Annotated in this window: 20 protein-coding genes; 11 read left to right on the top strand and 9 right to left on the bottom strand. The window is 63.0% G+C overall.

Translation table 11 applies throughout. The features are described from left to right. Positions 1-126: 126 nt before the first annotated feature. The 3 genes from ACZ89F_RS31050 to gcvA all read right to left on the bottom strand — a co-directional run bounded on the left by ACZ89F_RS31050 (position 127) and on the right by gcvA (position 4,183). Positions 127-1,575, bottom strand: coding sequence for a hypothetical protein (locus tag ACZ89F_RS31050; protein WP_476095990.1), 1,449 nt, complete (start codon positions 1,573-1,575; stop codon positions 127-129). Positions 1,576-1,757: 182 nt separating this feature from the next. Next, positions 1,758-3,062 (bottom strand): nicotinate phosphoribosyltransferase, encoded by a 1,305-nt coding sequence (pncB, locus tag ACZ89F_RS31045; protein ID WP_476095989.1) that lies wholly within the window; start codon positions 3,060-3,062, stop codon positions 1,758-1,760. 146 nt (positions 3,063-3,208) lie between these two features. Beyond that, positions 3,209-4,183 carry a transcriptional regulator GcvA gene (gene gcvA, locus ACZ89F_RS31040; RefSeq protein ID WP_476095988.1) on the bottom strand — a complete coding sequence of 325 codons (975 nt, stop codon included), beginning with the start codon at positions 4,181-4,183 and terminating at the stop codon, positions 3,209-3,211. Positions 4,184-4,450: 267 nt separating this feature from the next. Here gcvA and speB point away from each other — a divergent pair, with 267 nt between their 5' ends. The 5 genes from speB (at position 4,451) to ACZ89F_RS31015 (ending at position 8,274) form a co-directional block, all read left to right on the top strand. Then, the gene (speB, locus tag ACZ89F_RS31035) at positions 4,451-5,512 is read left to right on the top strand and encodes an agmatinase (protein WP_476095987.1); all 1,062 of its coding nucleotides are present in this window, start codon (positions 4,451-4,453) and stop codon (positions 5,510-5,512) included. Positions 5,513-5,594: 82 nt separating this feature from the next. Continuing rightward, positions 5,595-6,401: a transporter substrate-binding domain-containing protein gene (locus ACZ89F_RS31030; protein ID WP_476095986.1), complete on the top strand. Its 807-nt coding sequence runs from the start codon at positions 5,595-5,597 to the stop codon at positions 6,399-6,401. Between the two features lie 6 nt (positions 6,402-6,407). Continuing rightward, positions 6,408-7,064 carry an amino acid ABC transporter permease gene (locus ACZ89F_RS31025; protein ID WP_476095985.1) on the top strand — a complete coding sequence of 219 codons (657 nt, stop codon included), beginning with the start codon at positions 6,408-6,410 and terminating at the stop codon, positions 7,062-7,064. Further along, positions 7,061-7,708 (top strand): amino acid ABC transporter permease, encoded by a 648-nt coding sequence (locus ACZ89F_RS31020; protein WP_476095984.1) that lies wholly within the window; start codon positions 7,061-7,063, stop codon positions 7,706-7,708. The genes ACZ89F_RS31025 and ACZ89F_RS31020 overlap by 4 nt, the downstream gene beginning before the upstream one ends. A gap of 278 nt (positions 7,709-7,986) precedes the next feature. Continuing rightward, on the top strand, positions 7,987-8,274 hold the full coding sequence (locus ACZ89F_RS31015; RefSeq protein WP_476095983.1) for a hypothetical protein: 288 nt from the start codon (positions 7,987-7,989) through the stop codon (positions 8,272-8,274). Between the two features lie 153 nt (positions 8,275-8,427). Here the strand turns inward: ACZ89F_RS31015 and ACZ89F_RS31010 are convergent, their stop codons facing one another. Further along, positions 8,428-9,831, bottom strand: coding sequence for an MATE family efflux transporter (locus tag ACZ89F_RS31010; protein ID WP_476095982.1), 1,404 nt, complete (start codon positions 9,829-9,831; stop codon positions 8,428-8,430). Positions 9,832-10,104: 273 nt separating this feature from the next. On the opposite strand from ACZ89F_RS31010, the gene ACZ89F_RS31005 reads away from it, so the two are divergent. From ACZ89F_RS31005 to ACZ89F_RS30980, 6 genes are all read left to right on the top strand, one after another. Beyond that, on the top strand, positions 10,105-11,022 hold the full coding sequence (locus ACZ89F_RS31005) for a cupin domain-containing protein (protein ID WP_476095981.1): 918 nt from the start codon (positions 10,105-10,107) through the stop codon (positions 11,020-11,022). Positions 11,023-11,264: 242 nt separating this feature from the next. Continuing rightward, positions 11,265-12,536: an ABC transporter substrate-binding protein gene (locus tag ACZ89F_RS31000; RefSeq protein ID WP_476095980.1), complete on the top strand. Its 1,272-nt coding sequence runs from the start codon at positions 11,265-11,267 to the stop codon at positions 12,534-12,536. Positions 12,537-12,694: 158 nt separating this feature from the next. Further along, positions 12,695-13,561 carry a carbohydrate ABC transporter permease gene (locus tag ACZ89F_RS30995; RefSeq protein WP_476095979.1) on the top strand — a complete coding sequence of 289 codons (867 nt, stop codon included), beginning with the start codon at positions 12,695-12,697 and terminating at the stop codon, positions 13,559-13,561. An 11-nt stretch (positions 13,562-13,572) separates the two neighbouring features. Next, positions 13,573-14,385: a carbohydrate ABC transporter permease gene (locus ACZ89F_RS30990; protein ID WP_476095978.1), complete on the top strand. Its 813-nt coding sequence runs from the start codon at positions 13,573-13,575 to the stop codon at positions 14,383-14,385. Positions 14,386-14,400: 15 nt separating this feature from the next. Further along, on the top strand, positions 14,401-15,447 hold the full coding sequence (locus ACZ89F_RS30985; RefSeq protein ID WP_476095977.1) for an NAD(P)-dependent alcohol dehydrogenase: 1,047 nt from the start codon (positions 14,401-14,403) through the stop codon (positions 15,445-15,447). 7 nt (positions 15,448-15,454) lie between these two features. Continuing rightward, the gene (locus ACZ89F_RS30980; protein ID WP_476095976.1) at positions 15,455-16,546 is read left to right on the top strand and encodes an ABC transporter ATP-binding protein; all 1,092 of its coding nucleotides are present in this window, start codon (positions 15,455-15,457) and stop codon (positions 16,544-16,546) included. Here the strand turns inward: ACZ89F_RS30980 and ACZ89F_RS30975 are convergent. The 5 genes from ACZ89F_RS30975 to ACZ89F_RS30955 form a co-directional block, all read right to left on the bottom strand. Next, on the bottom strand, positions 16,543-18,129 hold the full coding sequence (locus ACZ89F_RS30975) for an FGGY-family carbohydrate kinase (protein WP_476095975.1): 1,587 nt from the start codon (positions 18,127-18,129) through the stop codon (positions 16,543-16,545). The two genes, ACZ89F_RS30980 and ACZ89F_RS30975, sit on opposite strands and share 4 nt — an antisense overlap. Further along, a complete protein-coding gene (locus ACZ89F_RS30970; protein ID WP_476095974.1) occupies positions 18,126-18,809 on the bottom strand; it encodes an HAD family hydrolase in 684 nt (227 codons plus the stop codon). Before ACZ89F_RS30970 ends, ACZ89F_RS30975 begins: the two co-directional genes overlap by 4 nt. Positions 18,810-18,824: 15 nt before the next feature. Then, a complete protein-coding gene (locus ACZ89F_RS30965; RefSeq protein WP_476095973.1) occupies positions 18,825-20,303 on the bottom strand; it encodes a mannitol dehydrogenase family protein in 1,479 nt (492 codons plus the stop codon). Between the two features lie 154 nt (positions 20,304-20,457). Then, positions 20,458-21,228, bottom strand: a complete 771-nt coding sequence (locus ACZ89F_RS30960) for an L-iditol 2-dehydrogenase (protein WP_476097438.1) — start codon at positions 21,226-21,228, stop codon at positions 20,458-20,460. A gap of 2 nt (positions 21,229-21,230) precedes the next feature. Then, positions 21,231-22,229, bottom strand: coding sequence for an ABC transporter ATP-binding protein (locus ACZ89F_RS30955; RefSeq protein ID WP_109667165.1), 999 nt, complete (start codon positions 22,227-22,229; stop codon positions 21,231-21,233). Positions 22,230-22,240 lie beyond the last annotated feature (11 nt).

Below are 22,240 nucleotides of genomic sequence, written 5' to 3'. Positions count from 1 at the left end.
CCAACGATAAGGCGGCTTCGGCATCCTCGCTCAGAGGGTGCAAAAAATTGCATGTGTACAAACTAAATCACCAAAGCCTTGATGTGGCAAGCGACGTTCCCCAACGACATCGGGGCCGCCCTTTTCTCATCCGACGGTCGGCGTGGCAAGCAACCAGAGACCGAAGACGGTATAGGCGATCATCAGCAGAGTGAGCGGGAACTGGCTGAGTGCTGCGCGGGCAGGCTGCGGGTGCAGGCGCCAGGTGAAGCCGTGGGCGACGAGGACGGCGAGCACATGGCCAAGGATGATGGCGCCGGCCTGGACATTCCATAGCCACCACGCCGAGTCCGCCCCGGCAACGATGCCGGCCTCGATCTGCATGTCGGCGGTGCCGAACAGGTTCCAGCCCAGCGCGAACGGGTCGGAAAGTGCTGCAAGTGCATACTGGCCGTCGACGAGCAGCGCCGTCAGATAATGCGCGACATGATAGGCGAGCGCGATCGGCACGATCGACCAGACCAGCAGTCCAGCCGCCTGGCCGAGAGTGTGATCACTCCTTGCGAGACGCTGGCCGAGCCAGACGGCGAGCAGGAACACCGCCGCCAGCAGCACGAATGTCAGGACGAGCCCGAGCGTGCCGCTGCCGATCAGCGCGGTGCGGCCGGGAAATTCGAGCGGGTTGATGCCGAACAGGCCAAGCCAGAAGAAGGTTTTCGACAGGCCGTCGAACGAGACCGACGACAGGGCCAGCAGCAGGAAGGCAATGCCGCTGGTCGGCAACGGTTCGGCGGTCAGCAGTTTGGCGCCCGGCCAGCACAGGGCAAGCCGGCCGTTTTCGTTGCGCTCGACGATAGCGAAACGCGCCACCATAGAGAAGAAAATCGTCAGGAATTCGCCGCTGCGGCTCCAGTTTCGATAGCCGAACGCCAGCATGGCAAGGAAGGTGAGCGACCAGTAGAGGCCGGCGGCCAAGGCCAGCCGAGCCGGATCGTCGGGCGCCGGATCGATGAGTTCGAACCAGGCAAAGGCGAAGAACAGCAAGACGGCCGGCCAGCAGCCGAGCCATCGCGGGAGACACCATCTTCCTTCATTGTTTCCGCCCCACAGGCGCGAGACGAGACGCCACGGCCCAAACCAAGGGTTTATCCAGGACCAGAGATCGCCGAAGACGCCCTGCAGCAAGGTGATGCCAGCCCACAGCAGCGTCCAGATCACCAAAGGCAGTGGGTTGGAAAGCGGGTCGCGGCTGCCGAAAACGCCGGCGGTGATGAGGATTGCTAAGCCGGCAAAGGATATCACGCGGACAACAGTGTGGGCGCGGTCACTGAGGGCGAAAAGCGGCAGGCGGCGGCGCCAGAAGCGGTCAAGCCAATCCGCCGGCAGCAGCGCCAGGACGAGGAAGCTGACGGCAACGGCAAAGGCGCCGCCGATCAGGTAGTAGCCGGTGGGCAACAGCAGGACGTGGCCGCGGTCTGAGGCGTGCGCGAAGGCGGGGGTGGGAAGAGAAGCGAATAAGCAAGTGAAGCTTGTCTTTAAGAGGCAACAACCTTCGCCGCCGCGATCCTTAGCACCTCCCTCTGGCCTGCCGGCCATCTCCCCCGCAAGGGGGGAGATCGGATGTCGTTCAGGCTTTCGCCAATTTTCAACGTCGGAGAAAAAGGCGGGCCGGTCGAAGCGGCCAATCTCCCCCCTTGCGGGGGAGATGTCCGGCAGGACAGAGGGGGGTGTGAAGGAATGCGACTTGGCGGTCATGTCACTTGCGAGCACACCACCCCTCACACCTTGACCAGTTGCTCCACGCGGTCCTTCTCGCCAAAAATCCGCAAATACCGCTCGATCTCTTTCTCGTCGCCGGTTGCCTTGGCCGGATTGTCTGACAACTTCACCGCCGGGCGGCCATTGGCTTCGGTGACCTTGCAGACCAGCGATATGGCGTCCAGGCTGTTGGTTTCCGTCGGCGCGCAGCCCTCGAAATCATTGGTCAAATTGGTGCCCCAGCCGAAGGACATGCGCACCTTGCCCTTGAAGTGGCGGTAGGTTTCCTCGATCGTTTCGACCTCGAGCCCGTCGGAGAAGATCAGCAGTTTCTGCCGGGGATCCTTGCCCTTGTCGCGCCACCAGGACAGGATTTTTTCGCCACCCTCGATCGGCGGTGCGCTGTCGGGGCGGAAGCCGGTCCAATCAGCGACCCAGTCCGGCGCGTCGCGCAGGAACGATGCGGTGCCGAAGGCGTCGGGCAGCACGATCAGCAGATTGCCGCCATAGTAACGCTGCCAGTCCTGCAGCACCTTGTAGGGCGACTGTTTCAGCTCTTTTTCCGAATTGGCGAGTGCGGCAAACACCATCGGCAGTTCATGCGCGTTGGTGCCGAGCGCTTCGAGATCGTTGTCCATCGCCAGAAGCACGTTGGAGGTGCCGGTGAACGCTTCACCGATGCCTTCCTTCAACGCCTCGACGCACCAGCGCTGCCACAGGAAGGAATGGCGCCGGCGCGTGCCGAAATCGGAAATGCGAATGCCGGGCAAAGCCTTCAGCCGCTCGGTCTTGGCCCACATCTTGGCCTTGGCGCGGGCATAGAGCACGTCGAGCGCGAACGGCCCGAACGCCCGCATGGCCGCGCGAGATCTCAGTTCGTTGATGATCGCCAGCGCCGGGATCTCCCACAGCGTGGTGTACATCCATGGCCCGCTGAAGGTCAGCTCGTACTGGCCGTCGCGCTTCGACAGCTCGTATTCGGGCAGCCGGAAGCCTTCCAGCCAGGCGAGGAATTCAGGCTCGAAGATCTGCTTGCGGCCGTAGAAATTGTTGCCGCCGAGCCAGATCATCTCCTTCTTGGAGAATCGCAGCGTGCGGGCGTGGTCGAGCTGCTCGCGCAGTTCGCCTTCATCGATCTCGTTGGCAAGGCGCACCGAAGTTGTGCGGTTGATCAGCGAGAAGGTGGTGTCGACCTTGGGATACATGCCCCAGATCATCTGCAGCATCAAAAGCTTGTAGAAATCCGTGTCGAGCAGGCTGCGCACGATCGGATCGAGCTTCCATGTGTGGTTGTAGACCCGCCGCGCAATATCGGTCTTAGCCATGTCTCAACACCGCCTTCGCTGCCAGCAATCCACAACCGCGACAGGCCTCATAGCATCGAATTGGCCAAAACGCTTCCCGGTTTCAGGCTGGCCCGACAAAAAGAAAACCCTGCATGGACGGACGACCACCGTCGGTCGCTGAGGTGTCAGGTCCCGGTTTTGGCGCCGATGACCCTGAGCGCCGGACGCTTGCGGCGGCTGACGATGCGGCCAGCCACCGGGGCGTCGGCGCGGCCGTCGTCCTGCGCCTTCTCGGCAAACAGCCAGTCGATGAACACCTGCACGATCGGCGTAGCTCTCATCTCGTTGCGGCAGACGACATAGAAGTCGTCGACCGCCGGCACCGACAGGCTGAACGGCGCGACGAGCATGCCCCTTGCCAGCAGCGCGCTTGCCGTCACCGAATCGCCCAACGCCACGCCGTGGCCATGCACTGCCGCCTCGGTCGCCATGCGCGCATCGCCAAGGTGATGGCGGCGGCCCCGCTCCAGGTCCAGCGCATCGGCCGCCGCCAGCCAGGTGTGCCATTCGCGGCCGTCGTCGCCATGCAGGAAGACATGGTCGGCAAGGTCCCTGACGCTGCGGATCGGGCGGTTGTTGATCAAGGTCGGGCTGACCACGGGAAAGAGTTCGAGGCCCGACCATTTGCGTATCCAGCAATCGGTCCAGCTGCCGTCGCCGTAATGCACGCAGACATCGATGTTCGGCGCCCGCAGATCCTTGGGGTCATTGGAGGGGATAAGCGTCAGCATGATGTCGGGATATTGCGCCATGAAACTGCCGAGCCGCGGTGTCATCCACAGCAACAGCAGCGCCGGCACGCAGGAGACTGAAAGTGTGCCGCTGCTCGCTGGCCTTGTCATGCGCTGGGTGGCGGCGGCGATGCTGTCGAAGGCGGTCGATACCGCCGGCAGCAACTCCGCGCCGTGCGGTGTCAGCTTGACCCGCTGGCCGACCCGCTCGAACAGCTTGACGCCGAGCGACTGCTCGAGCGCCTTGATCTGGTGGCTGATGGCGCCGTGCGTGACATTCAGCTCACTGGCCGCCTTAGTCAGCGAGCCATGCCGGGCCGTTGCCTCGAAGGCGCGCAGCGGATTGAGGGGCGGCAGGCGCTTGGTCATGAGCATCCATTGAAGCACGATCCCGAAAAGCGGAGGCCGGTTTTCGGATGAGATCGTGCCCAGAGTTCATTGTGAGATTTTCTCACAAGAAACACCCTAACAATATCAATTGATTTTTCAATGCCGCTGCCAGACACTTGAGCCCGGAACAGCATCAAGACGTGAAATCTGCAGGCAGCCAGCGGGACAGCGACCCGGCCGGATGACGGTCGGTTCGCCAGGCATCGCCAACGGTCGCACTGCATCAGCCCGGCAGGAGGAGTGCAGATGGGTTACGATCGCGGCAAGCTCGACGCGTTGCGTCGCAAATATGGTGAAAGCCATGGCGGCGAAATGTTCGACCCGAAATTCCGCAAGGTCGCCGACAAGATCTTTTCCAAGAGCGGCACGCGGCTGGCGCCCTATTCCGGCATTCCGACCTTCCTCGCCGCGCCCTACCGCGAAATATCAGCCGACAATCCGGATTTCGGCGATTTGCAGGTGGCGATGATCGGCGTGCCGATGGATCTCGGCGTCACCAACCGGCCGGGCTCCCGCTTCGGGCCAAGGGCGTTGCGCGCCATCGAGCGCATTGGTCCCTACAATCACGTGCTGGAATGCGCGCCGACGCATGAACTTCGGGTCGCCGACATCGGCGATACGCCGTTCCGCAGCCGCTACCGGCTGGAGATCAGCCATGAGGACATCGAGCGCCGCACCAACCAGATCGTCGATGCCGGCGTCATCCCGCTGTCGATCGGTGGCGACCATTCGATCAGCCATCCGATCCTGAAGGCCGTCGGCAAGAAGGCGCCGGTCGGCCTCATCCATATCGACGCCCATTGCGACACCAGTGGCCTGTTCGACATGACCAAGTTCCACCATGGCGGGCCGTTCCGCAACGCGGTGCTCGACGGCGTGCTCGATCCGACGCGCACCATCCAGATCGGCATCCGCGGCTCGGCCGAATATCTGTGGGAGTTCACCTATGAGTCCGGCATGACCGTGGTCCATGCCGAGGAGGTGACCGGTCTCGGCATTCCGGCCATCATCGAGAAGGCGCGCAAGATCGTCGGCGACGGGCCGACCTATGTCTCCTTCGACATCGACAGCGTCGATCCGGCCTTCGCGCCCGGCACAGGTACGCCGGAAATCGGCGGGCTGACGACGCGCGAAGTGCTCGAACTGCTGCGCGGCCTCAAGGGCCTCAACATCGTCGGCGGCGACGTCGTCGAGGTGGCGCCGCAATATGACGCGACCACCAACACGGCGCATGCCGCCGCACAGGTGCTGTTCGAGATACTGAGCCTGATGGTGTTCAGCCCGGCGATAACAGGCAAGGGAGCCTGACGTTCAGAAAAGCAAAGGCGGCCGCCGCGCTGGAGCCGGCGGCCGTATCAAACAAACAAAGCGTCCAGACAGGGGAATAACAATGACGATCCGCAAGACATTTACATCCATCGCTGCCGTGCTGATGCTTGGCACGGCCGGTTTCGGCCTCGCAATTCAGGCTGCCAGCGCCGATGCGCTGGCAGACATCACCAAGGCCGGAGCCATCAATGTCGGCGTCTTCGCCGATTTTCCGCCGTTCTCCTCGGCCAGCGCCGACATGAGCCTCAAGGGCTATGACATGGATGTCGCGCAATACATTGCCGACACGCTCAAGGTGAAGCTCAATCCCGTCGCCGTCACCGGCCAGAATCGCATCCCGTACCTCAACGACCACCGAGTCGATATCCTGATGAGCGTCGGCTATTCGAAGGAACGCGAGCAGGTCATCGATTTCGCTGTCGCCTACGCGCCCTACTACATCGCCGTGATCGGTCCGGCGGCACTGGCGGTCAAGGGCAAGGAGGATCTTGCCGACAAGTCGATCGCCGTCAACCGCGGCACGCTCGAAGACACCTCGCTCACTGAAGCCGCCCCCGCGTCGGCCGACATCAAGCGCTTCGACAACTACAATTCAGTGATCCAGGCCTTCATCTCCGGCCAGACCCAGCTGATGGTCGTCGGCAACGACGTCGGCGCGCAGGTGCTGGCCAAGCAGGACGCACTGAAGCCGGAGCAGAAATTCCAGCTTCTGACCTCGCCTTCGCATATCGGCCTCAACAAGAACGAGGACAGTCTCAAGAAGGCGGTCAACGATGCCGTCGCCAAGATGCTGGCGGACGGCAAGCTCGACGAGAGCTCGAAGGCCTGGCTGAAGACGCCGCTCAATCCCGACAACCTCAAGGATTGAGTTTCCGTGGCTTTTGCCTGGCTTCCAGGTGCCGTCGGCGACATCGCGCGCGGAGCACTCACGACGATCCTGTTGATCGCCGTGACCACGCTCGCGGGAACGTTCCTCAGCATCCTGGGTGCCGCGGGTCGCCGAAACGGCCCGGCGCTGCTCAGGCGGGCCATCGCGTGGTACGTCGAGATCATCCGCAACACGCCGTTCCTGGTGCAGTTGTTCTTCATCTTCTTCGGCCTGCCCAGCCTCGGCATCAGGCTCGATCCGGTGCTGGCCGCCATCCTGGCGATGACGCTCAACATGGCGGCCTACACCATCGAGATCGTCGGCGCTGGGCTTGACGCCGTGCCTCACGGACAGACGGAAGCAGCGCTCGCGCTTGGCCTGCGGCCACGCCAGGTGTTCATCAAGATCGTGCTGCCGCAGGCGCTCAAGGTGATCTTTCCGGCGCTGACCAGCCAGATCGTCATCATGATGCTGGAGTCGGCCGTGGTGTCGCAGATCGCGGTGCGCGAGCTGACCTACGAGGCTGACATGCTGCAGGCGCGCACCTTCCGTTCCTTCGAGACCTATTTTGTCGTGACGATGGTCTATCTCGTCCTGTCGATGGCCTTGCGCCGACTGCTGGTCACGGGCGGACGCCGCGTCCTGGGGGCTGGCGTGTCATGATCGAATTCACCTTCTGGGACATCGTGCGCAACCTGCTGCTCGCCGCCCGCTGGACGGTGCTTTTGTCGCTGGCCGCCTTCATCGGCGGCGGCATCGTCGGCCTGATCGTGTTGTTCTTCAGGATCGCTGAGAATAAATGGAGCCGGCGCATCGCCTCAGGCTACATCGCCCTGTTCCAGGGAACGCCGCTCTTGATGCAGCTGTTCCTGATGTTCTTCGGCCTGCCGATGCTGGGTTTGCGCATCGAGCCGTGGACGGCGGCGGTACTTGGCCTCACCTTCTTCGCCAGCGCCTATCTGGCCGAAATCTGGCGCTCCGGCGTCGCGGCGCTGCCATTAGGCCAATGGGACGCCGGCGCCAGCCTCGGCCTGCACTATCTGCAGGAGCTGCGGCTGATCATCCTGCCGCAGGCCTTTTCGATCACCCGTGCGCCGACCGTCGGCTTCCTGGTACAGCTGATCAAATCGACGGCGCTGACCTCGATCATCGGCTTCGAGGAGCTGGTGCGAACCTCCAACGCCATCAACAACGCCACCTTCGAACCGTTCAAGGTCTACGGGCTGGTCGCGCTGATCTTCTTCGTCATGTGCTTTCCGCTGACGCAATACGCGCGCAAGCTCGAAAAGCAGGCGCCGGCGCGCTGAGGCGCAGGCATGGTGTGTTGGCGAACATAGACTGCGACTGCAAGCCGTCCCTGCGACTAGCGCTTTCTTTGGTCGTTCAAGGGCGGAGGGGATCGGTCGGCTCTCAAGCCAAATTCCACCTGCCGCGCGCACGTTGTTGCAAAACGTTCAAATTTGAGCTTCCGCACTCATGCTTTGTCGAGAGTATCTCCTGTAATCACCTAAACCGTGTGCGCCGTAAGTTTTAGCCGTTTTGAATCGCCGTCGGCGACGATGAACGACGAAAATAGGAGAACGCAATGACTCGCAATCACATTGAACGTCTTGAAGAGTTCAGGGAAATCCTGGTCGCGACTCGACGCGAAGGAGTCCGCAACGTGCACCATACTCGCGACGCAATGCGGGCAAGTGGCTTTCAGATAGGGGACAGCGATGGGTCCAGCTACGGAGCCGAGCTGAAGGCGCTCCAGGAGGAAATTGAGGCAGTCGATCGCGCCCTCGAAGACGAGAAGCGATTGGCCTTGGCCCTCGAGAGCGCGGCTCAGTCCCGCCGACCGACTAAACCGAGAATCGTGAAGGGAACATAGTTCCGCTCTCGGCCCTATTGAGACGTTCATTGCCTGGGTGCCAAGCGCCGGCTCACGGCGCTTAGCGGACGTTTCACTGCAGTTCTGCCGGCGCAGTTTAATGAGCCACAATGTTAGAACAAACGGCCGCTGAAACGGGGGCCGCTTTTGCTCTCAATGCCCAAACGCCAAGGGCGGCGCCAATCGGTCCCGCCGCAGCCAGCGCCCGAGAAGCAGCGCCGCCACCACGGCCAGCCCCGACGACAGGCCGATCCAGATGCCGACGCCATGCAAGCCGAAATGGAAGGCGAGCAGCACGCCGAGCGGCAGGCCGACGCCCCAATAGCCGATCGCGGCGTAGATCATCGGCACCTTGGTGTCGTGCAGGCCGCGCAGCATGCCGGCGGCCACCGCCTGTGCGCCGTCGAAGACCTGGAACAGCGCGGCAAAGGCCAGGAACGACACGGCAAGCGCGATCACCCTGGCATTGGCCGGATTGCCCAGATCGATGAAGGCGCTGATCAGCGGATGCGGCCACAGGATCATCACCAGTCCCATCAGGGCCATGAACGAAACGCCGATGACAAAGGCGGTCCAGCCGGCGCGCGAAACGCCTTCCGGATTGCCGGCGCCGTGCGCAAGGCCGACACGCACCGTCACCGCCTGGTTGAGGCCTAGCGGCACCATGAAGCTGATCGAGGCGATCTGGATGGCGATCGCGTGCGCGGCCAGCGAATCCGCATCGATCAGGCCCATCAGCAGCGCTGCCGCATTGAAGATCGTCACCTCGAAGGCGAGAATGCCGGCAATCGGCAGGCCGAGCCGCAACAGGCCCTTGAAGCGCGGCCAGTCGGCGCGCCAGAAACGCCCGAACAGACGGTAGCGCCGAAACTTCGTCTCCAGCATCACCACGACAGCCATGCCGACGAACATCAGCGTGCTGGACAGCGAGGTGGCAAGGCCCGACCCGGCAATGCCCATCGGGGCGACGCCGAGATTGCCGAACATAAACACCCAGTTGAAGAAGACGTTGCAGGCGACAGCGACGAAGACGATGACCAGCGCCCAGCCCGGCCGTTCCAGCGCCGAGATGAACGAGCGCAGCACGATATAACCGTAGAACGGCAGCACCGCCCATTCGAGCCAGCGCAGATAGATGCCGGCCTGATGGGCCAGCACCGGGTCCTGGCCCATGGCCAAAAGAATGGCTTCGCCGTGCCAGAGCACGAGCCAGATCGGGATCGAGATCAGGATCGCCAGCCACAGGCCCTGGCGCACGGTGCGGCGCAGGTCGCGCACCGAATAGCGGCGGCGGCCAAGCTCGGTGGCGATCATCGGCGAGGTTGCCAGCATCAGGCCGAGCCCGAAGATCAGTGGCATGAAATAGAGGTTGGCGCCAAGCGCGCCGCTGGCCAGCGTATCGGGCCCCAGACGACCCATCATCATGACGTCGGTGGCCGTCATCGCGGTCTGGCCGAGATTGGTCAGCACCATCGGCCAGGCGAGCGCCAGCGTCGCCCTGATTTCCTGACGCCAAAGATTTTCCGGCGCGCGAGCGCCGGCTTCGATCGCAGACATTTTCCTGCTCTTTCCAGTTGCGGCGCGTCGGCAAGGAGCCGGAATCCGCATGTCAAACGGCAAAACCTTCGGTTTCGCGGCGTTTGCGCCAGCTTTTGGACGAAACGCGACATGAAGGCAAGAGAGGAGGGGCGGGAACGGATTGAGCCAGCCGGAACACTCGGACCACCCATGCTCGCCGCTGAGGTCTATTTCACATGCAGGCGGTGGGCTGCTACGGATTGCATGGACGACGAGGTGCGACGACAGTTCCCGGATTCTCCAGGAGGCAGAATGCAGTTCAGGCGCAGGAAGAATCCGGCCGCGATCCCACGCACGGCGCCGTCCTTCGAGCACATCGTCACCGAAGCGAGCGACAGTTTCCTGTGGCGGCTCGACGACTACCCCTGGGAACGCAATGTCTGGAACTTCCATCCGGAATACGAGATCCATCTGCTGCGAAAGTCCTCCGGCGTGGTGCTGGTCGGCGATCACATCGGCGAGTTCGGGCCGGGCTACCTGACCATCGTCGGTGGCGGGCTGCCGCATGATTGGGTGACCGCGGTACAGCCAGGAGAGCTGATCGAAGGCCGCGACATCGTCCTGCAGTTCGATGCGCAGAGGCTGCGGGGGTCGGCAGGCCTTTTGCCGGAATTGCGTGAACTGGAACCGTTCCTCGAACGCTCGCTGCGCGGGATGGTCTTTCACGGCCGGGCCGCATTGGAAGGCGCTGAGCTGATGGAGCAGATGGGCGAGGTTAGCGGGCTAAGCAGGTTTTGTCTGTTCCTGAACCTCGTCGATCTTCTCGCCAGGACCGACGAATACGAATTGTTGTCGTCACCGGATTTCTCGCCGGTTCTCGATGCGGCCTCGCTGGACATCATCCAGCGCACACTGACCTATCTGTTCCAGCATTTCGCCGAAGATCTGAAGCTGCCGGAAATGGCGGAACTGGCCGGCATGACGGAGAGCACGTTTTCGCGGTTCTTCCAGAAGAACACCGGCAACAGCTTCAGCGACCACCTTGCCAAGCTCAGGCTGTGGCAGGCCTGCAAGCTCTTGGCGGACACCGATATTCCGATCACCGACATCTGTTTCCAGGTCGGCTACATGAACATCTCGAACTTCAACCGGGCGTTCATGCGCAAGCATCGGATGACGCCATCGTCCTACCGAAGGCTGTCGCGACAGCGGCTGACTATGCGGGCGTGAGCGCCTCCTGAAAACAACGTCTCAGACCCAATCGATACTCATGTGACAGGCTCCGTGGCCGGGCACCAGTTTTTGCGCTGCACAATGCATAAAAGTACAGGTCTGTTGCAACGAGGCTTCTAGCGTGGCTCGCCGTAACTCCGCATCTTGGCGATGGGTGGCATGTCACTCGGGCGATGGTGAGGATCGCGTAACCCGAGGACTTCCGCTTCCTGCGACGTTTTCCTGGAGGAGAAAAGATCATGAAACCAGTTCGGCTTGCTGCCAGCCTTGGCGCAGCTTTTATGCTTTCCGCTACCGTTTCCACCATCGCCTTGGCGCAGGCGCCGGTCTGCTCGGCGCCTGTCAAGGTGCTGGCGCAGCCACGCGACGGCCTAACGCTTCTGGAGGACTCCAAGGACGAGTTCCAGAAGCTTGCCGGCGCCAGCTTCCAGATCGATTATCTGAACGAGAACGACCGCCGGGCGAAATCGCGCGCCGATGCGTCCACCGTTGGCAACTACAACGTCTACTATGTCGACGAAGCCAACGTGGCGCTGTTTGCCTCGTCGAAATGGATCGTGCCGCTCACCGACTACTATCCGGCGGACTATGACTATGCCGATTTCGATCCGGGCCGCCAGAAGGTCGCCACCTATGACGGCAAGGTCTGGTTCGCGCCGCTGACCGGCGGTGGTGACCTGATGGTCTACCGCAAGGATATCCTGGAAGCGGCCGGAATCCAGCCGCCGAAGACGCTGGACGAACTGATCGCCGACGTGCCGAAGCTGACCAATCCGGACAAGGGCATTTATGGCATCGCGCTGCGTGGCGCACGCGGTTCGGGCGCCAATGTCTGGCGCTGGATGCCGTTCTTCAAGGCCTATGGCGGCCAGTGGTTCGACGGCGACAAGCCGGCCTTCAACTCGGATGCCGCCGTCAAGGCGACCGAAACCTATCTGAAGCTGTTCAAGGATTCGGCGCCCGGCACGCAGACCGGCAGCTGGGATGAATCGACCGGCGCCTTCCTGTCGGGCCAGGTCGCCATCCTCGTCGAATCGACGCCGCTGTCGGGCATGGCGGTCGATCCGAAGACCTCGCAGGTGGTCGGCAAGATCGGCTTCCTGCCGCCGCCGGCGCCGCTCACCGGTGGTGGCTATGGCCATGGCCTCGCCATCGCGGCAAAGGCCAATGCCGACGATGCGTCGAAGAAATGCGCCGGCCTGTTCATCGCCTGGGCGACATCGAAGGAAAACGAGAAGCGCCGGCTCGACGCCCACCAGTTCGGCGAGCTGAACCGCACCAGCATCCTGTCCAGCAAGGAATTTGCCGACATCTACGGCGCCGATCTCGGTCAGGCGCTGGCCGAGACAGGCAAGGTCACGGCAGTCAATTTCTGGCAGGATCCGCGCTGGCCGGATCTTGGCGACCGCTGGGGCATCATCCTCGAGGAACTGGTCACCGGCACCCGCACCGACATCAAGGGCGGCCTCACCGAGCTTGAAGCCTATGCCAACGAGCTGGTGAAGAAATAGGCCATCCTCCCCCTGCGGCGCGCGGTCCGCGGCATTCAACCGAATGCCGGGGCCTGTGGCCGCAGGTCTCCCTTTCTCACCACCGCCGCTTGAGCCGGACATCGCGCGAAAAGGCCCAGCCATGTTCAATCGCTCGAGACGCAGCCAGGGATAGACAGATGCCCCGACGCTCATCCTTGCCGGTCACCTTCGTCGTGCCGACGCTGGTCATTCTTCTGGTGCTGTCGATGGTGCCGACGCTCTACGCGATCGTCATCGCCCTGCAGAACCGTGAGCTGTCCTCGACAGCCTATTCCTATGTCTGGTTCTCGAATTTCGTCGACCTGTTCTTCGACCGCCGCTTTCTCAACGCCGTCTGGGTGTCGGTGAAGTGGGAGGTCGTCACCGTTGTCGCGACGATGGCCGTGGCGATTGGACTGGGCGTGCTGATGTTCGAGGTCGCGTCGCCGCGCCTGCGCAACATCTACTGCCTGCTGTTCATCATCCCGGTCCTGCTGCCGCGTGTCTCGGCCGCCTTCGTCTGGAAGTTCGCCTACCATCCCCTCTACGGCATCGCCACCTATCCCTATCGGCTGCTGACCGGCGGGCTGATCTTCGACCCGCTGTCCAAGCCGGCGACGGCATTGTTCGCGGTCGCCTCGGTCGACGTCTGGCAATGGGGCCTTTTCTTCGCCGTCATCGTGCTGAAGCTCCTGGAAACGCTGCCACCACAGCCGATCGAGGCGGCACGGCTCGATCATGCCAGGCGCTGGCAAATCCACGCCTACGTCACCCTGCCGATGCTGAAGGCGCCGCTCATCAGCCTGATGTTCGTGAAGATGATCGAGTCGCTGCGCTCCTTCGACCTGATCTATGTGATGACCCGCGGCGGACCGGGCGTGGCGACCGAAACCCTCGACATGTACGCGTTCTCGCAGGGCTTCATCGAGTCCGGCAAGGTGTCCTATGCCTCGGCCATGGCCGTACTGATGATGATCGCCACCGTCATCACCTTCACCATGCTGTGGAAGCGGGTGCAGGCATGAGACCATATCGCATGAGACTGGGCCGCCTGATCGGCAAGGCCGTTCTGGGATTTGCCGGCTTCATGGCGGTGTTTCCGCTGCTGTGGACGGCGCTCAATTCGCTGAAGAACAATGTCGACATCATCACCCGCGTGCCGCGCGTGGTGTTCACGCCGACGCTGGCCAACATCAGCTACATCATCGGCCGCGACAGCGTCATGACCGGCCTCTACAACTCGGTCATCGCGTGCGGCGTCGCGGTGCTGATCGGCGTCGTGCTTGGCCTGCCTGCAGCCTATGCGGTTGCGCGCTACCCCAACCGCTGGGCCGGCGACATCCAGTTCTTCGTGCTGTCGCTGCGTTTCCTGCCGCCGGTGGCGGTGGCCATACCGCTGATGGTGATCTGGCTGCAGCTTGGGCTCTACGACACGCTCGCGGCGCTGATCGTCACCTATTCGCTGCTCACCATATCGGTGATCATGTGGCTGGCCATCCCGGCCTTCCAGGCCGTTCCGAAGGAGGTCGAGGAAGCCGCCTTCGTCGATGGCTACGGCGCCTATTCGGTGTTCTGGCGGATCGCGCTGCCCGTCGCGGCGCGCTCGCTGATCGGTGCTGTTGCCTTCAGTTTCGTGCTGGTCTGGAACGAGTTCCTGATCGCACTGATGCTGTCCAGCTCCAACGCCAAGACCTTGCCGATCGTTGCTTCGGAACTGTCCCAGCAAGGCATGAACGTGCCGTGGGGCATCCTGAATGCCTCGGTCGTGCTTCTGTCGCTGCCGCCCCTTCTGTTTCTCGGCGTGCTCAGCGGCTTCCTGAATTCCGTTTTCCGGCAAAAAAAGACTTGAAACGAGGACGACACGATGCGGGCACTGGTGCTTGAGAAAAAGGGCGAGCTGGCCCTGCGCGAAATTGCGTTGCCGCTCGAGGTCGGGCCGGACGACGTCAGGATCGCCATCCACACGGTCGGTGTCTGCGGCAGCGACGTGCACTATTACACCCATGGCGCCATCGGCAGTTACGTCGTGCGCGCGCCGATGGTGCTTGGCCACGAAGCCTCGGGGACAATCATCGAGATTGGCACCAATGTCAGGACACTGAAGGTCGGCGATCGCGTCTGCATGGAGCCGGGCGTGCCGAACCTGTCATCGCGGGCGACAAAACTCGGCATCTACAATGTCGACCCCGACGTAAGCTTCTGGGCGACGCCGCCGGTGCATGGCATTCTTGCGCCGCAAGCCGTCCATCCGGCGGCGTTCACCTACAGGTTGCCGGACAACGTCTCCTTCGCCGAAGGGGCGATGGTCGAACCCTTTGCCATCGGCATGCAGGCGGCGGCCCGTGCGCGCATCGTTCCGGGCGACGTGGCGGTCGTCGTCGGCTGCGGCCCGATCGGCATCATGATCGCGCTGGCAGCCCTTGCCGGCGGCTGTTCGAAGGTGCTGATTTCGGACTTCTCCGCGCCAAAGCTCGAAATCGCGGCGCGCTATCCCGGCATCGTCCCGGTCAACATCGGCGAGCAGTCACTGGTAGATGCGGTGGCTGAGGCGACCGACCATTGGGGGGCCGACATCGTCTTCGAGGCCAGCGGCAGCCCGAAGGCGTTCGCCAACCTGTTCGACGTCGTACGCCCCGGCGGCGCGGTGGTCCTCGTCGGCTTGCCGGTCGAGCCGGTGGCGCTCAACGTGCCGGCGGCCATATCGAAGGAAGTGCGCATCGAGACGGTGTTCCGCTACGCCAACATCTTCGACCGTGCCCTGCAACTGATCGCGTCAGGCAAGGTCGACCTCAATCCGCTGATAACCGGCACCTATCCATTCGACGACAGCATCAAGGCGTTCGAGCGGGCGGCCGCGGGCAAGCCGGAAGACGTCAAGCTGCAGATCCTGGTTTCCGGCGAGAAGGACTGACCGAACCATGTCCGCGATTACCTGTTCCCATGTCGAAAAATCCTATGGCGCCACGACCGTCATCCGCGACCTCAACCTCGCCATCGAGGAACACGAATTCGTCGTCTTCCTCGGCCCATCCGGCTGCGGCAAGTCGACCTTGCTGCGTATGCTGGCGGGGCTGGAGGACATCAGCGCCGGCGAGGTCTCGATCGGCGGCAAGGTGGTCAATGATCTCGATCCGGGCGACCGCGGCATTGCCATGGTGTTCCAGAACTACGCGCTCTATCCGCATATGACGATCTTCGACAACATCGCCTTCGGCCTGAAGCGGCAGAAGGTGCCGAAGGCCGAGATACAAAAGCGCGTCGAGGCGGTCTCGAGGACGCTGGGGCTGGATCCCTATCTCGGCCGCAAACCGGCCGAACTGTCCGGCGGCCAGCAGCAGCGCGTGGCGATTGCCCGCGCCATGATCAAGACGCCGAAAGTCTTTCTGTTCGACGAGCCGCTGTCCAATCTGGATGCCAAATTGCGCAATCACATGCGCATCGAGATCGCCCGGCTGCACCAGTCGCTGAAGACCACGACCGTCTACGTCACCCACGACCAGTTGGAGGCGATGACGCTCGCCGACCGCATCGTGCTGCTGCGCGACGGCAAGATCGAACAGATCGGCTCACCGGCGGAAATCTACGAGCGGCCAGGAAACCTGTTCGTCGCCGGGTTCATTGGCACGCCGAACATGAATTTCATCGATGTCACTGTCGGCCGCAAAGGCAACGGTTGGACACTGACCAGTGCCGGAACCGTCTTCACCATGGATGGCTCACGCTTCAAGCTTCAGCACGGCGAGCGTGCGGTGCTTGGTATCCGGCCTCCGGACCTGAAGACCGCCGGCGCCAATGCCGACAGCCTTCTGGAAGGCACGGCCGACCTTATCGAGTTTCATGGCAACGACGCGCTGGTGATCTTCTGTTCCGGCGGCAAGGAAATCAGCGCACTGGTGCCAACCCGCGAATGCCCCGCCGTCAACAGCCATGTCCGCTATACGGTTGACGAAACGAGCCTTCATCTGTTCGATGCCAAGTCGGGCATGTCCCTGCTGAGACAGTCGCTCTAACGGATCGCGTCCAGCATTTGCCGCTGGCGGTGCATCTCGAGGAAAACCTTGTAATCGCGGTCGAAACGCCCTGATGATTTCGGGTTCGACGCGCGTGTCCTGCCGCCTTGCTGCATGGCAAGACAGGCCGCATTGAGGTCGGGAAACAGCCCGGCCGCGGTAGCAGCAATCATGCCGGTGCCGAGCAGCACCGCCTCGTCGGCCAGCGGCTCGATCACCGTGCAGCCGGTGGCGTCGGCATAGAGCTCCATCAACAGCGGGTTCTTGGTGTGGCCGCCGGTGACATGCAGCGTGTCGATCAGGTAGCCGTTCTCGTTCAGCGCCTCCAGCACGTGGCGCACGCCGAGCGCGATGCCGACGGCGGTGCGCCAGTAAAGCTTGCACAGGCTGTCGAAGGACGAATCCAGCGTCAGCCCGCTGACGACGCCGACGGCGTGCGGATCGGCGAGCGGCGAACGGTTGCCATGGAAATCCGGCAGCACATGCAGCCTTGCGGCAAGGTTCTCACCCTCGGTGGCGCGCAGCTCGGCGACACGCCTGGCAATCCTTGCATGCATGGCGGCATCCGGCTCGCCACCGGCACCGTGCCAGCGGATAATGTGGTCGAGCAGGGCGCCGGTTGCCGACTGCCCGCCTTCCGACAGCCACAGCTTCGGCAGTGCCGCGCCGTAATATGGGCCCCAGACGCCGGCGAAGGGTTGCGGATCGGGCGACATCGCCATCACGCAGCTCGACGTGCCGGCAATCAGCGCCAGGTGCCGGCCGATATCCTGTTCGTTGCCGGCAAAGCCGCCGAGCACGCCAAGCGCGCCGGCATAGGCATCGATGACGCCGGCGCCGACCCGGCATTTCTCGGTCAGGCCAAGTTCGGCCGCCGCTTGCGCCGTCAATTGCCCAATATCGGCGCCGACCGGACTGGCTCGCTCCGGCAGGTTGCCATGCTCGAAAAGATCGTCGAGGCCGACGAGTTCGAAGAAATCATGGCGCCAACCAGTCTCTTCATGCGCCAGATAGGTCCATTTGGCGGTCAGCGTGCATTGTGAACGGGCCACCGAGCCCGTCGCTTGCCAGGTCAGGAAATCGGTGAGGTCGAATAGATAGCCGGCTTCATTCCAGGTCCTGGGCAGGTTCCGCTTCAGCCACATCAGCTTCGGCGTCTCCATTTCCGGTGACATGACGCCGCCAACGTAATCGAGCACGGCATGGCCGCTTGCCGTGCATTCGTCCGCCTCGGCAATGGCGCGGTGGTCGAGCCAGACGATGGTGTCCCACCGCCTGTCGCCGGTGACCGAAACACTGAGCTGGCCGCCATCAACACCCCGCACCACCAGCGAACAAGTGGCGTCGAAGGATATACCGACGACATCCTCGGCGGCGACGTCGGCCTTTTCGCGCGCAGCGCGCACGGCAGCGCAGACAGAAGACCAGATATCGCGCGAATCATGCTCGGCGTGATCGGGCTTCGGCTGGTTCATGACGATCGGCCGCTCGGCGCGGCCGAGCAAGGTGCCACTGGTGTCGAGAATGCCCGCGCGAGCGCTCCCGGTGCCGACATCGACCGCGCAAACGAACTGTTTCGTCAAGATGCTCTAACTCTCGCTCCCAGGCCTGCAATCAGATCGGGCAATTGCAGCATGTCAGCGAATATAAAGTCCGGTTCACTCGACGCAAGCCGCGCTTTCAATGTGGGGTTGCCGGCATGCGAGCCGCCGGTGAAGGCAAACACGCGCATGCCCGCCGCCCGCGCCGCGGTGATGCCGGCCGGGCTATCTTCGACGACAAGGCATTTGCGCGGATGAGCCCGCATGCTGGCGGCGGCGTGGAGGAACAAGTCCGGCGCTGGCTTTCCCCTGGCCACCATGGCGGCGCTGAACAGATGCGGCTCCATCAGCCCAAGCAATCCGGTGACGTCGAGCGCATAACGGATGCGGTCGAGCGTGCCCGAGGACGCGACACAGAACGGCAGCCCAAGCCTGGGCAGCATCTCCTTGACGCCGGCGATCGGCTTCAGTTCCTCGCGGAATTTGCGCATCAATTCGACGCGCATATCGGTCAGGTGGCTGTCGGTGATCTCAAGCCCGAAGTCGCGGCCGAGGATCTCGCGCACGCTCTTCATGCTCTTGCCGAGGAAATGCTCGTAGGCGGCATCCTCGCCAACGCTGCCGCCGGCCAGCTTGATCATGCCGAGCAGCGCCGAGACGGAGAGCGCCTCGCTGTCGACCAGCACGCCATCGCAGTCGAAGATGACCAGTTCAGGCGTCATGGCGGCGAATGGCTCTCAGAGCTTGCCGGTGAGGTAGCGCGTCAGCGTCGCACGCGTGCCGTTTGCCCACAGCACGGCGAGCGCATGGGCGAAGGCCTCGACAAACGCCGTGGCGCGGCCGACATCGCCATAGATGTCCTCCATGGCAAGCCAGGCGGCCGGCGCATCCTTTGCCGCTTTTGCCGTTGCCTGCAGCCGGTCCCAGCTCGGGTCGTTGGGCTCGATGACGGCGCCGCTGTCGGTCGTGCCGAAGCAGTAGCGGCACCAAAGCGCCGATTCCAGCGCCAGGCCGGCGACGCTTTTCCCGGCCTTCAGACGATCGGCGATGGTCGGGATGATGAATTTCGGCTGGCGGTTGGAGCCGTCGAGGCACAGCCGGCGCACCGTGTCGCCGATCTTCGGGTTGGAGAAGCGGCTCTCGATGAGCTGGTAATAGTCTTCCAGAACCGTGTCCGGCACCGGCGGCACGGTCGGGATGATTTCTTCTCGTTCGAGCTTGGCCAGAAACCCGCTCACCAGCGGCTCCTGCATCGCCTCGTGGACGAAATGGATGTCCATCAGGCCGGCCGGATAGGCAATCGTCGCGTGGCCGCCATTGAGGATACGGATCTTCATCAGTTCGTAGGGGGCAACGTCTTTGACGAACTGCACCCCGACCTTTTCCAGCGGCGGACGGCCATCGGTGAAATGGTCCTCCAGCACCCATTGCCGGAACGGCTCGCAAAACACCGGCCAGTTGTCCTCCAGCCCGAAATCCTTGACCAGGATGCCGCGCTCGCGGTCGGTGGTGGCCGGCGTGATGCGATCGACCATGCCGTTCGGAAAGGCGACATGCTCGCTGACCCAGTTCGCCAGATCCTCGTCGATCAGGCGGGCCAGCCCAATGACGCCGTCGGAGGTGACATGGCCATTGTGAGGAATATTGTCGCACGACATCACCGTGAACGGCGCGGTGCCCTCGTCACGGCGGCGCACCAGCCCGGCAAGGATGATACCGAACACCGTCTTCGGTGTGGCGCCCGGTTGGGCGTCGGCAACGATGTCGGGATGGGTCGGGTTGAACACGCCGGAGGCCGGGTCGATGAAATAGCCGCCTTCGGTGATGGTAAGCGAAACGATCTTGATCGCCGGGTCGGCCAGACGTTCGATGATAGCGGCTGCATCGCCGGGCATCAGGAAGTCGATCATGGCGCCGGTGACGCGGGCGCTCATATGGCCGCTATCCTGCTCGACCACGGTGGTCAGCCAGTCCTGCTCTTGCAGCTTGGCGCGGCCGATCTTCTCGCCCTCGAATACCCCGGCGCCAATTAGCGCCCAGTCATGGCCGATGCCCGCATTGAACAAATCGTCGAGATAGACGGCCTGATGCGAGCGATGGAAATTGCCGACGCCGAAATGCACGATGCCGGCCTTGAGCGTCGCGCGGTCATACTTCGGGCCGGCGACCTCGGTGGGCAGCCTGGAGAGGTTTGAGGACGAGAGTTTCACGGTCATCTGTTTTACCCTTTGGCCGGGTCTCGGCCTTCGTTACGCCCTCTCCCGTCTTCACGCGGAGAGGATAAGGGGTGGCACTTCTTGAGGTCGATACAGCCTCTGATGTCGGCCTCTGCTCCCCGCGGAGGGACGAGGAGCAGAGGCCGTCCCCGCCTCAACTCATCCACTGGCCGCCGTCGACATTGTAGGTCTGGGCGACGATGTATTCGGCGTCGCTGCTGGCGAGAAAAACCGCCATGCCGGTAAGGTCCTGCGCTGTGCCCATGCGGCCATAGGGCACCGCCTCGCCGACCAGTCTCTTCTTCTCGCCCTTGGGCCGGTTTTCATATTTGGCGAACAGCGAATCGACGTGATCCCAATGCTCGCCGTCGACGACGCCAGGGGCAATCGCGTTGACGTTGATGCGGTGCTTGATGAGGTCGAGCCCCGCCGACTGGGTCAGCGAGATGACGGCGGCCTTGGTGGCGCAATAGACGCCGACAAGTGCCTCGCCGCGTCGCCCGGCCTGGCTCGCCATGTTGATGATCCGCCCGCCCCGGCCAGCGGCGATCATCGAGCGGGCGGCAGCCTGCAGCATGAACAGCGTGCCGGCGACATTGACGGAAAACAACTTGTCGTAGCTTGCCTTGGTGATCTCGACGATTGGTGCCAGGTCGAACAGAGCGGCGTTGTTGATCAGGATATCGAGCCCGCCGGTCTTGGCCTCGACGGCTTTCACCGCCGTCTCGATCGAGGCGAGGTCGGTGACGTCGAGCTTGACCGCATAGGCTTTGCCGCCGATCTCTGCGGCCGTTTTCTGCGCAGCCTCGAGATTGATGTCGGCGATGGCGACGGTGGCGCCTTCGCCGGCATAGGCTTCCGCGAAGGCCCTGCCGATGCCACGGGCCGAACCCGTGATCAGCGCGGATTTGCCGACCAGTCGCATGCTCACATCGCCTTTCCGTCGGCGCCGAAGCGATGCAGCTTGGCCTTGTCGGGCGTCAGATAGATGGTGTCGCCATGATGGACGGCGAGTTCGCCGTCGGCGCGCACCGTCAGCGGGCCGACGCCATCGGCCTGGACATGCAGGAAGGTGTCGGAACCCAGATGCTCGGCAACGCCGACAGTGGCTTTCCATTCGCCCGCCGTGGTCGAGATCTCCAGGTGCTCGGGACGGATGCCGATCGTCTTGGCGCTGTATTTGGCAGCCGGCGCGCCTTCGATCAGGTTCATCTTCGGCGAACCGATGAAGCCGGCGACGAACAGGTTCTTCGGCGTCTTGTAGAGTTCCATCGGCGAGCCGACCTGCTCGATGTTGCCGGCGTTCAGCACGACGATCTTGTCGGCCATGGTCATGGCTTCGACCTGGTCGTGGGTGACGTAGATCATGGTCGTCTTGAGCTGATGGTGCAGCTCGCTGATCTCCAGCCGCATCGTGCCGCGAAGTGCTGCATCGAGGTTGGACAGCGGTTCATCGAACAGGAACGCGGTCGGCTGACGCACGATGGCACGGCCGATGGCGACGCGCTGGCGCTGGCCGCCGGAAAGCTGACCGGGCCGGCGTTCGAGGTAGTTGGTAAGGTTGAGCACGCGCGCCGCGTCTCCCACCTTCCTGTCGATGGTCGCCTTGTCTTCGCCGGCCATCTTCAGCGGGAAGCCGATGTTCTTGGCCACCGTCATGTGCGGATAGAGCGCATAGGACTGGAACACCATGGCCAGCTTGCGTTTGGCCGGCGCCTCACCGGTGACGTCGCGGCCGTCGATGTTGATGCTGCCGCCGCTGGTGTCTTCCAGGCCGGCGATCAGGCGCAGCAGCGTTGACTTGCCGCAACCCGACGGGCCGACGAAGACGACGAACTCGCCATTCTCGATCACCAGGTCGAGGCCGGGGATGATGGACGTCGCTCCGAAGGATTTGGAGACGTTCTTGAGCGTGATGTTTCCCATGGTTTCCTCCC

It is taken from the genome of Mesorhizobium sp. USDA 3734 (assembly GCF_056279665.1).
Note: the sequence above shows the minus strand (reverse complement) of the source record. Positions and strands in the feature narration are given on the sequence as shown.

Excerpts from the sequence above, each read along its gene's own strand:
- ACZ89F_RS31050 (WP_476095990.1), bottom strand. The coding sequence starts at position 1,575 with ATGGCCGGCAGGCCAGAGGGAGGTGCTAAGGATCGCGGCGGCGAAGGT.
- pncB (WP_476095989.1), bottom strand. The coding sequence starts at position 3,062 with ATGGCTAAGACCGATATTGCGCGGCGGGTCTACAACCACACATGGAAG.
- gcvA (WP_476095988.1), bottom strand. The coding sequence starts at position 4,183 with ATGACCAAGCGCCTGCCGCCCCTCAATCCGCTGCGCGCCTTCGAGGCA.
- speB (WP_476095987.1), top strand. The coding sequence starts at position 4,451 with ATGGGTTACGATCGCGGCAAGCTCGACGCGTTGCGTCGCAAATATGGT.
- ACZ89F_RS31030 (WP_476095986.1), top strand. The coding sequence starts at position 5,595 with ATGACGATCCGCAAGACATTTACATCCATCGCTGCCGTGCTGATGCTT.
- ACZ89F_RS31020 (WP_476095984.1), top strand. The coding sequence starts at position 7,061 with ATGATCGAATTCACCTTCTGGGACATCGTGCGCAACCTGCTGCTCGCC.
- ACZ89F_RS31015 (WP_476095983.1), top strand. The coding sequence starts at position 7,987 with ATGACTCGCAATCACATTGAACGTCTTGAAGAGTTCAGGGAAATCCTG.
- ACZ89F_RS31010 (WP_476095982.1), bottom strand. The coding sequence starts at position 9,831 with ATGTCTGCGATCGAAGCCGGCGCTCGCGCGCCGGAAAATCTTTGGCGT.
- ACZ89F_RS31005 (WP_476095981.1), top strand. The coding sequence starts at position 10,105 with ATGCAGTTCAGGCGCAGGAAGAATCCGGCCGCGATCCCACGCACGGCG.
- ACZ89F_RS31000 (WP_476095980.1), top strand. The coding sequence starts at position 11,265 with ATGAAACCAGTTCGGCTTGCTGCCAGCCTTGGCGCAGCTTTTATGCTT.
- ACZ89F_RS30995 (WP_476095979.1), top strand. The coding sequence starts at position 12,695 with ATGCCCCGACGCTCATCCTTGCCGGTCACCTTCGTCGTGCCGACGCTG.
- ACZ89F_RS30990 (WP_476095978.1), top strand. The coding sequence starts at position 13,573 with ATGAGACTGGGCCGCCTGATCGGCAAGGCCGTTCTGGGATTTGCCGGC.
- ACZ89F_RS30985 (WP_476095977.1), top strand. The coding sequence starts at position 14,401 with ATGCGGGCACTGGTGCTTGAGAAAAAGGGCGAGCTGGCCCTGCGCGAA.
- ACZ89F_RS30980 (WP_476095976.1), top strand. The coding sequence starts at position 15,455 with ATGTCCGCGATTACCTGTTCCCATGTCGAAAAATCCTATGGCGCCACG.
- ACZ89F_RS30970 (WP_476095974.1), bottom strand. The coding sequence starts at position 18,809 with ATGACGCCTGAACTGGTCATCTTCGACTGCGATGGCGTGCTGGTCGAC.
- ACZ89F_RS30965 (WP_476095973.1), bottom strand. The coding sequence starts at position 20,303 with ATGACCGTGAAACTCTCGTCCTCAAACCTCTCCAGGCTGCCCACCGAG.
- ACZ89F_RS30960 (WP_476097438.1), bottom strand. The coding sequence starts at position 21,228 with ATGCGACTGGTCGGCAAATCCGCGCTGATCACGGGTTCGGCCCGTGGC.
- ACZ89F_RS30955 (WP_109667165.1), bottom strand. The coding sequence starts at position 22,229 with ATGGGAAACATCACGCTCAAGAACGTCTCCAAATCCTTCGGAGCGACG.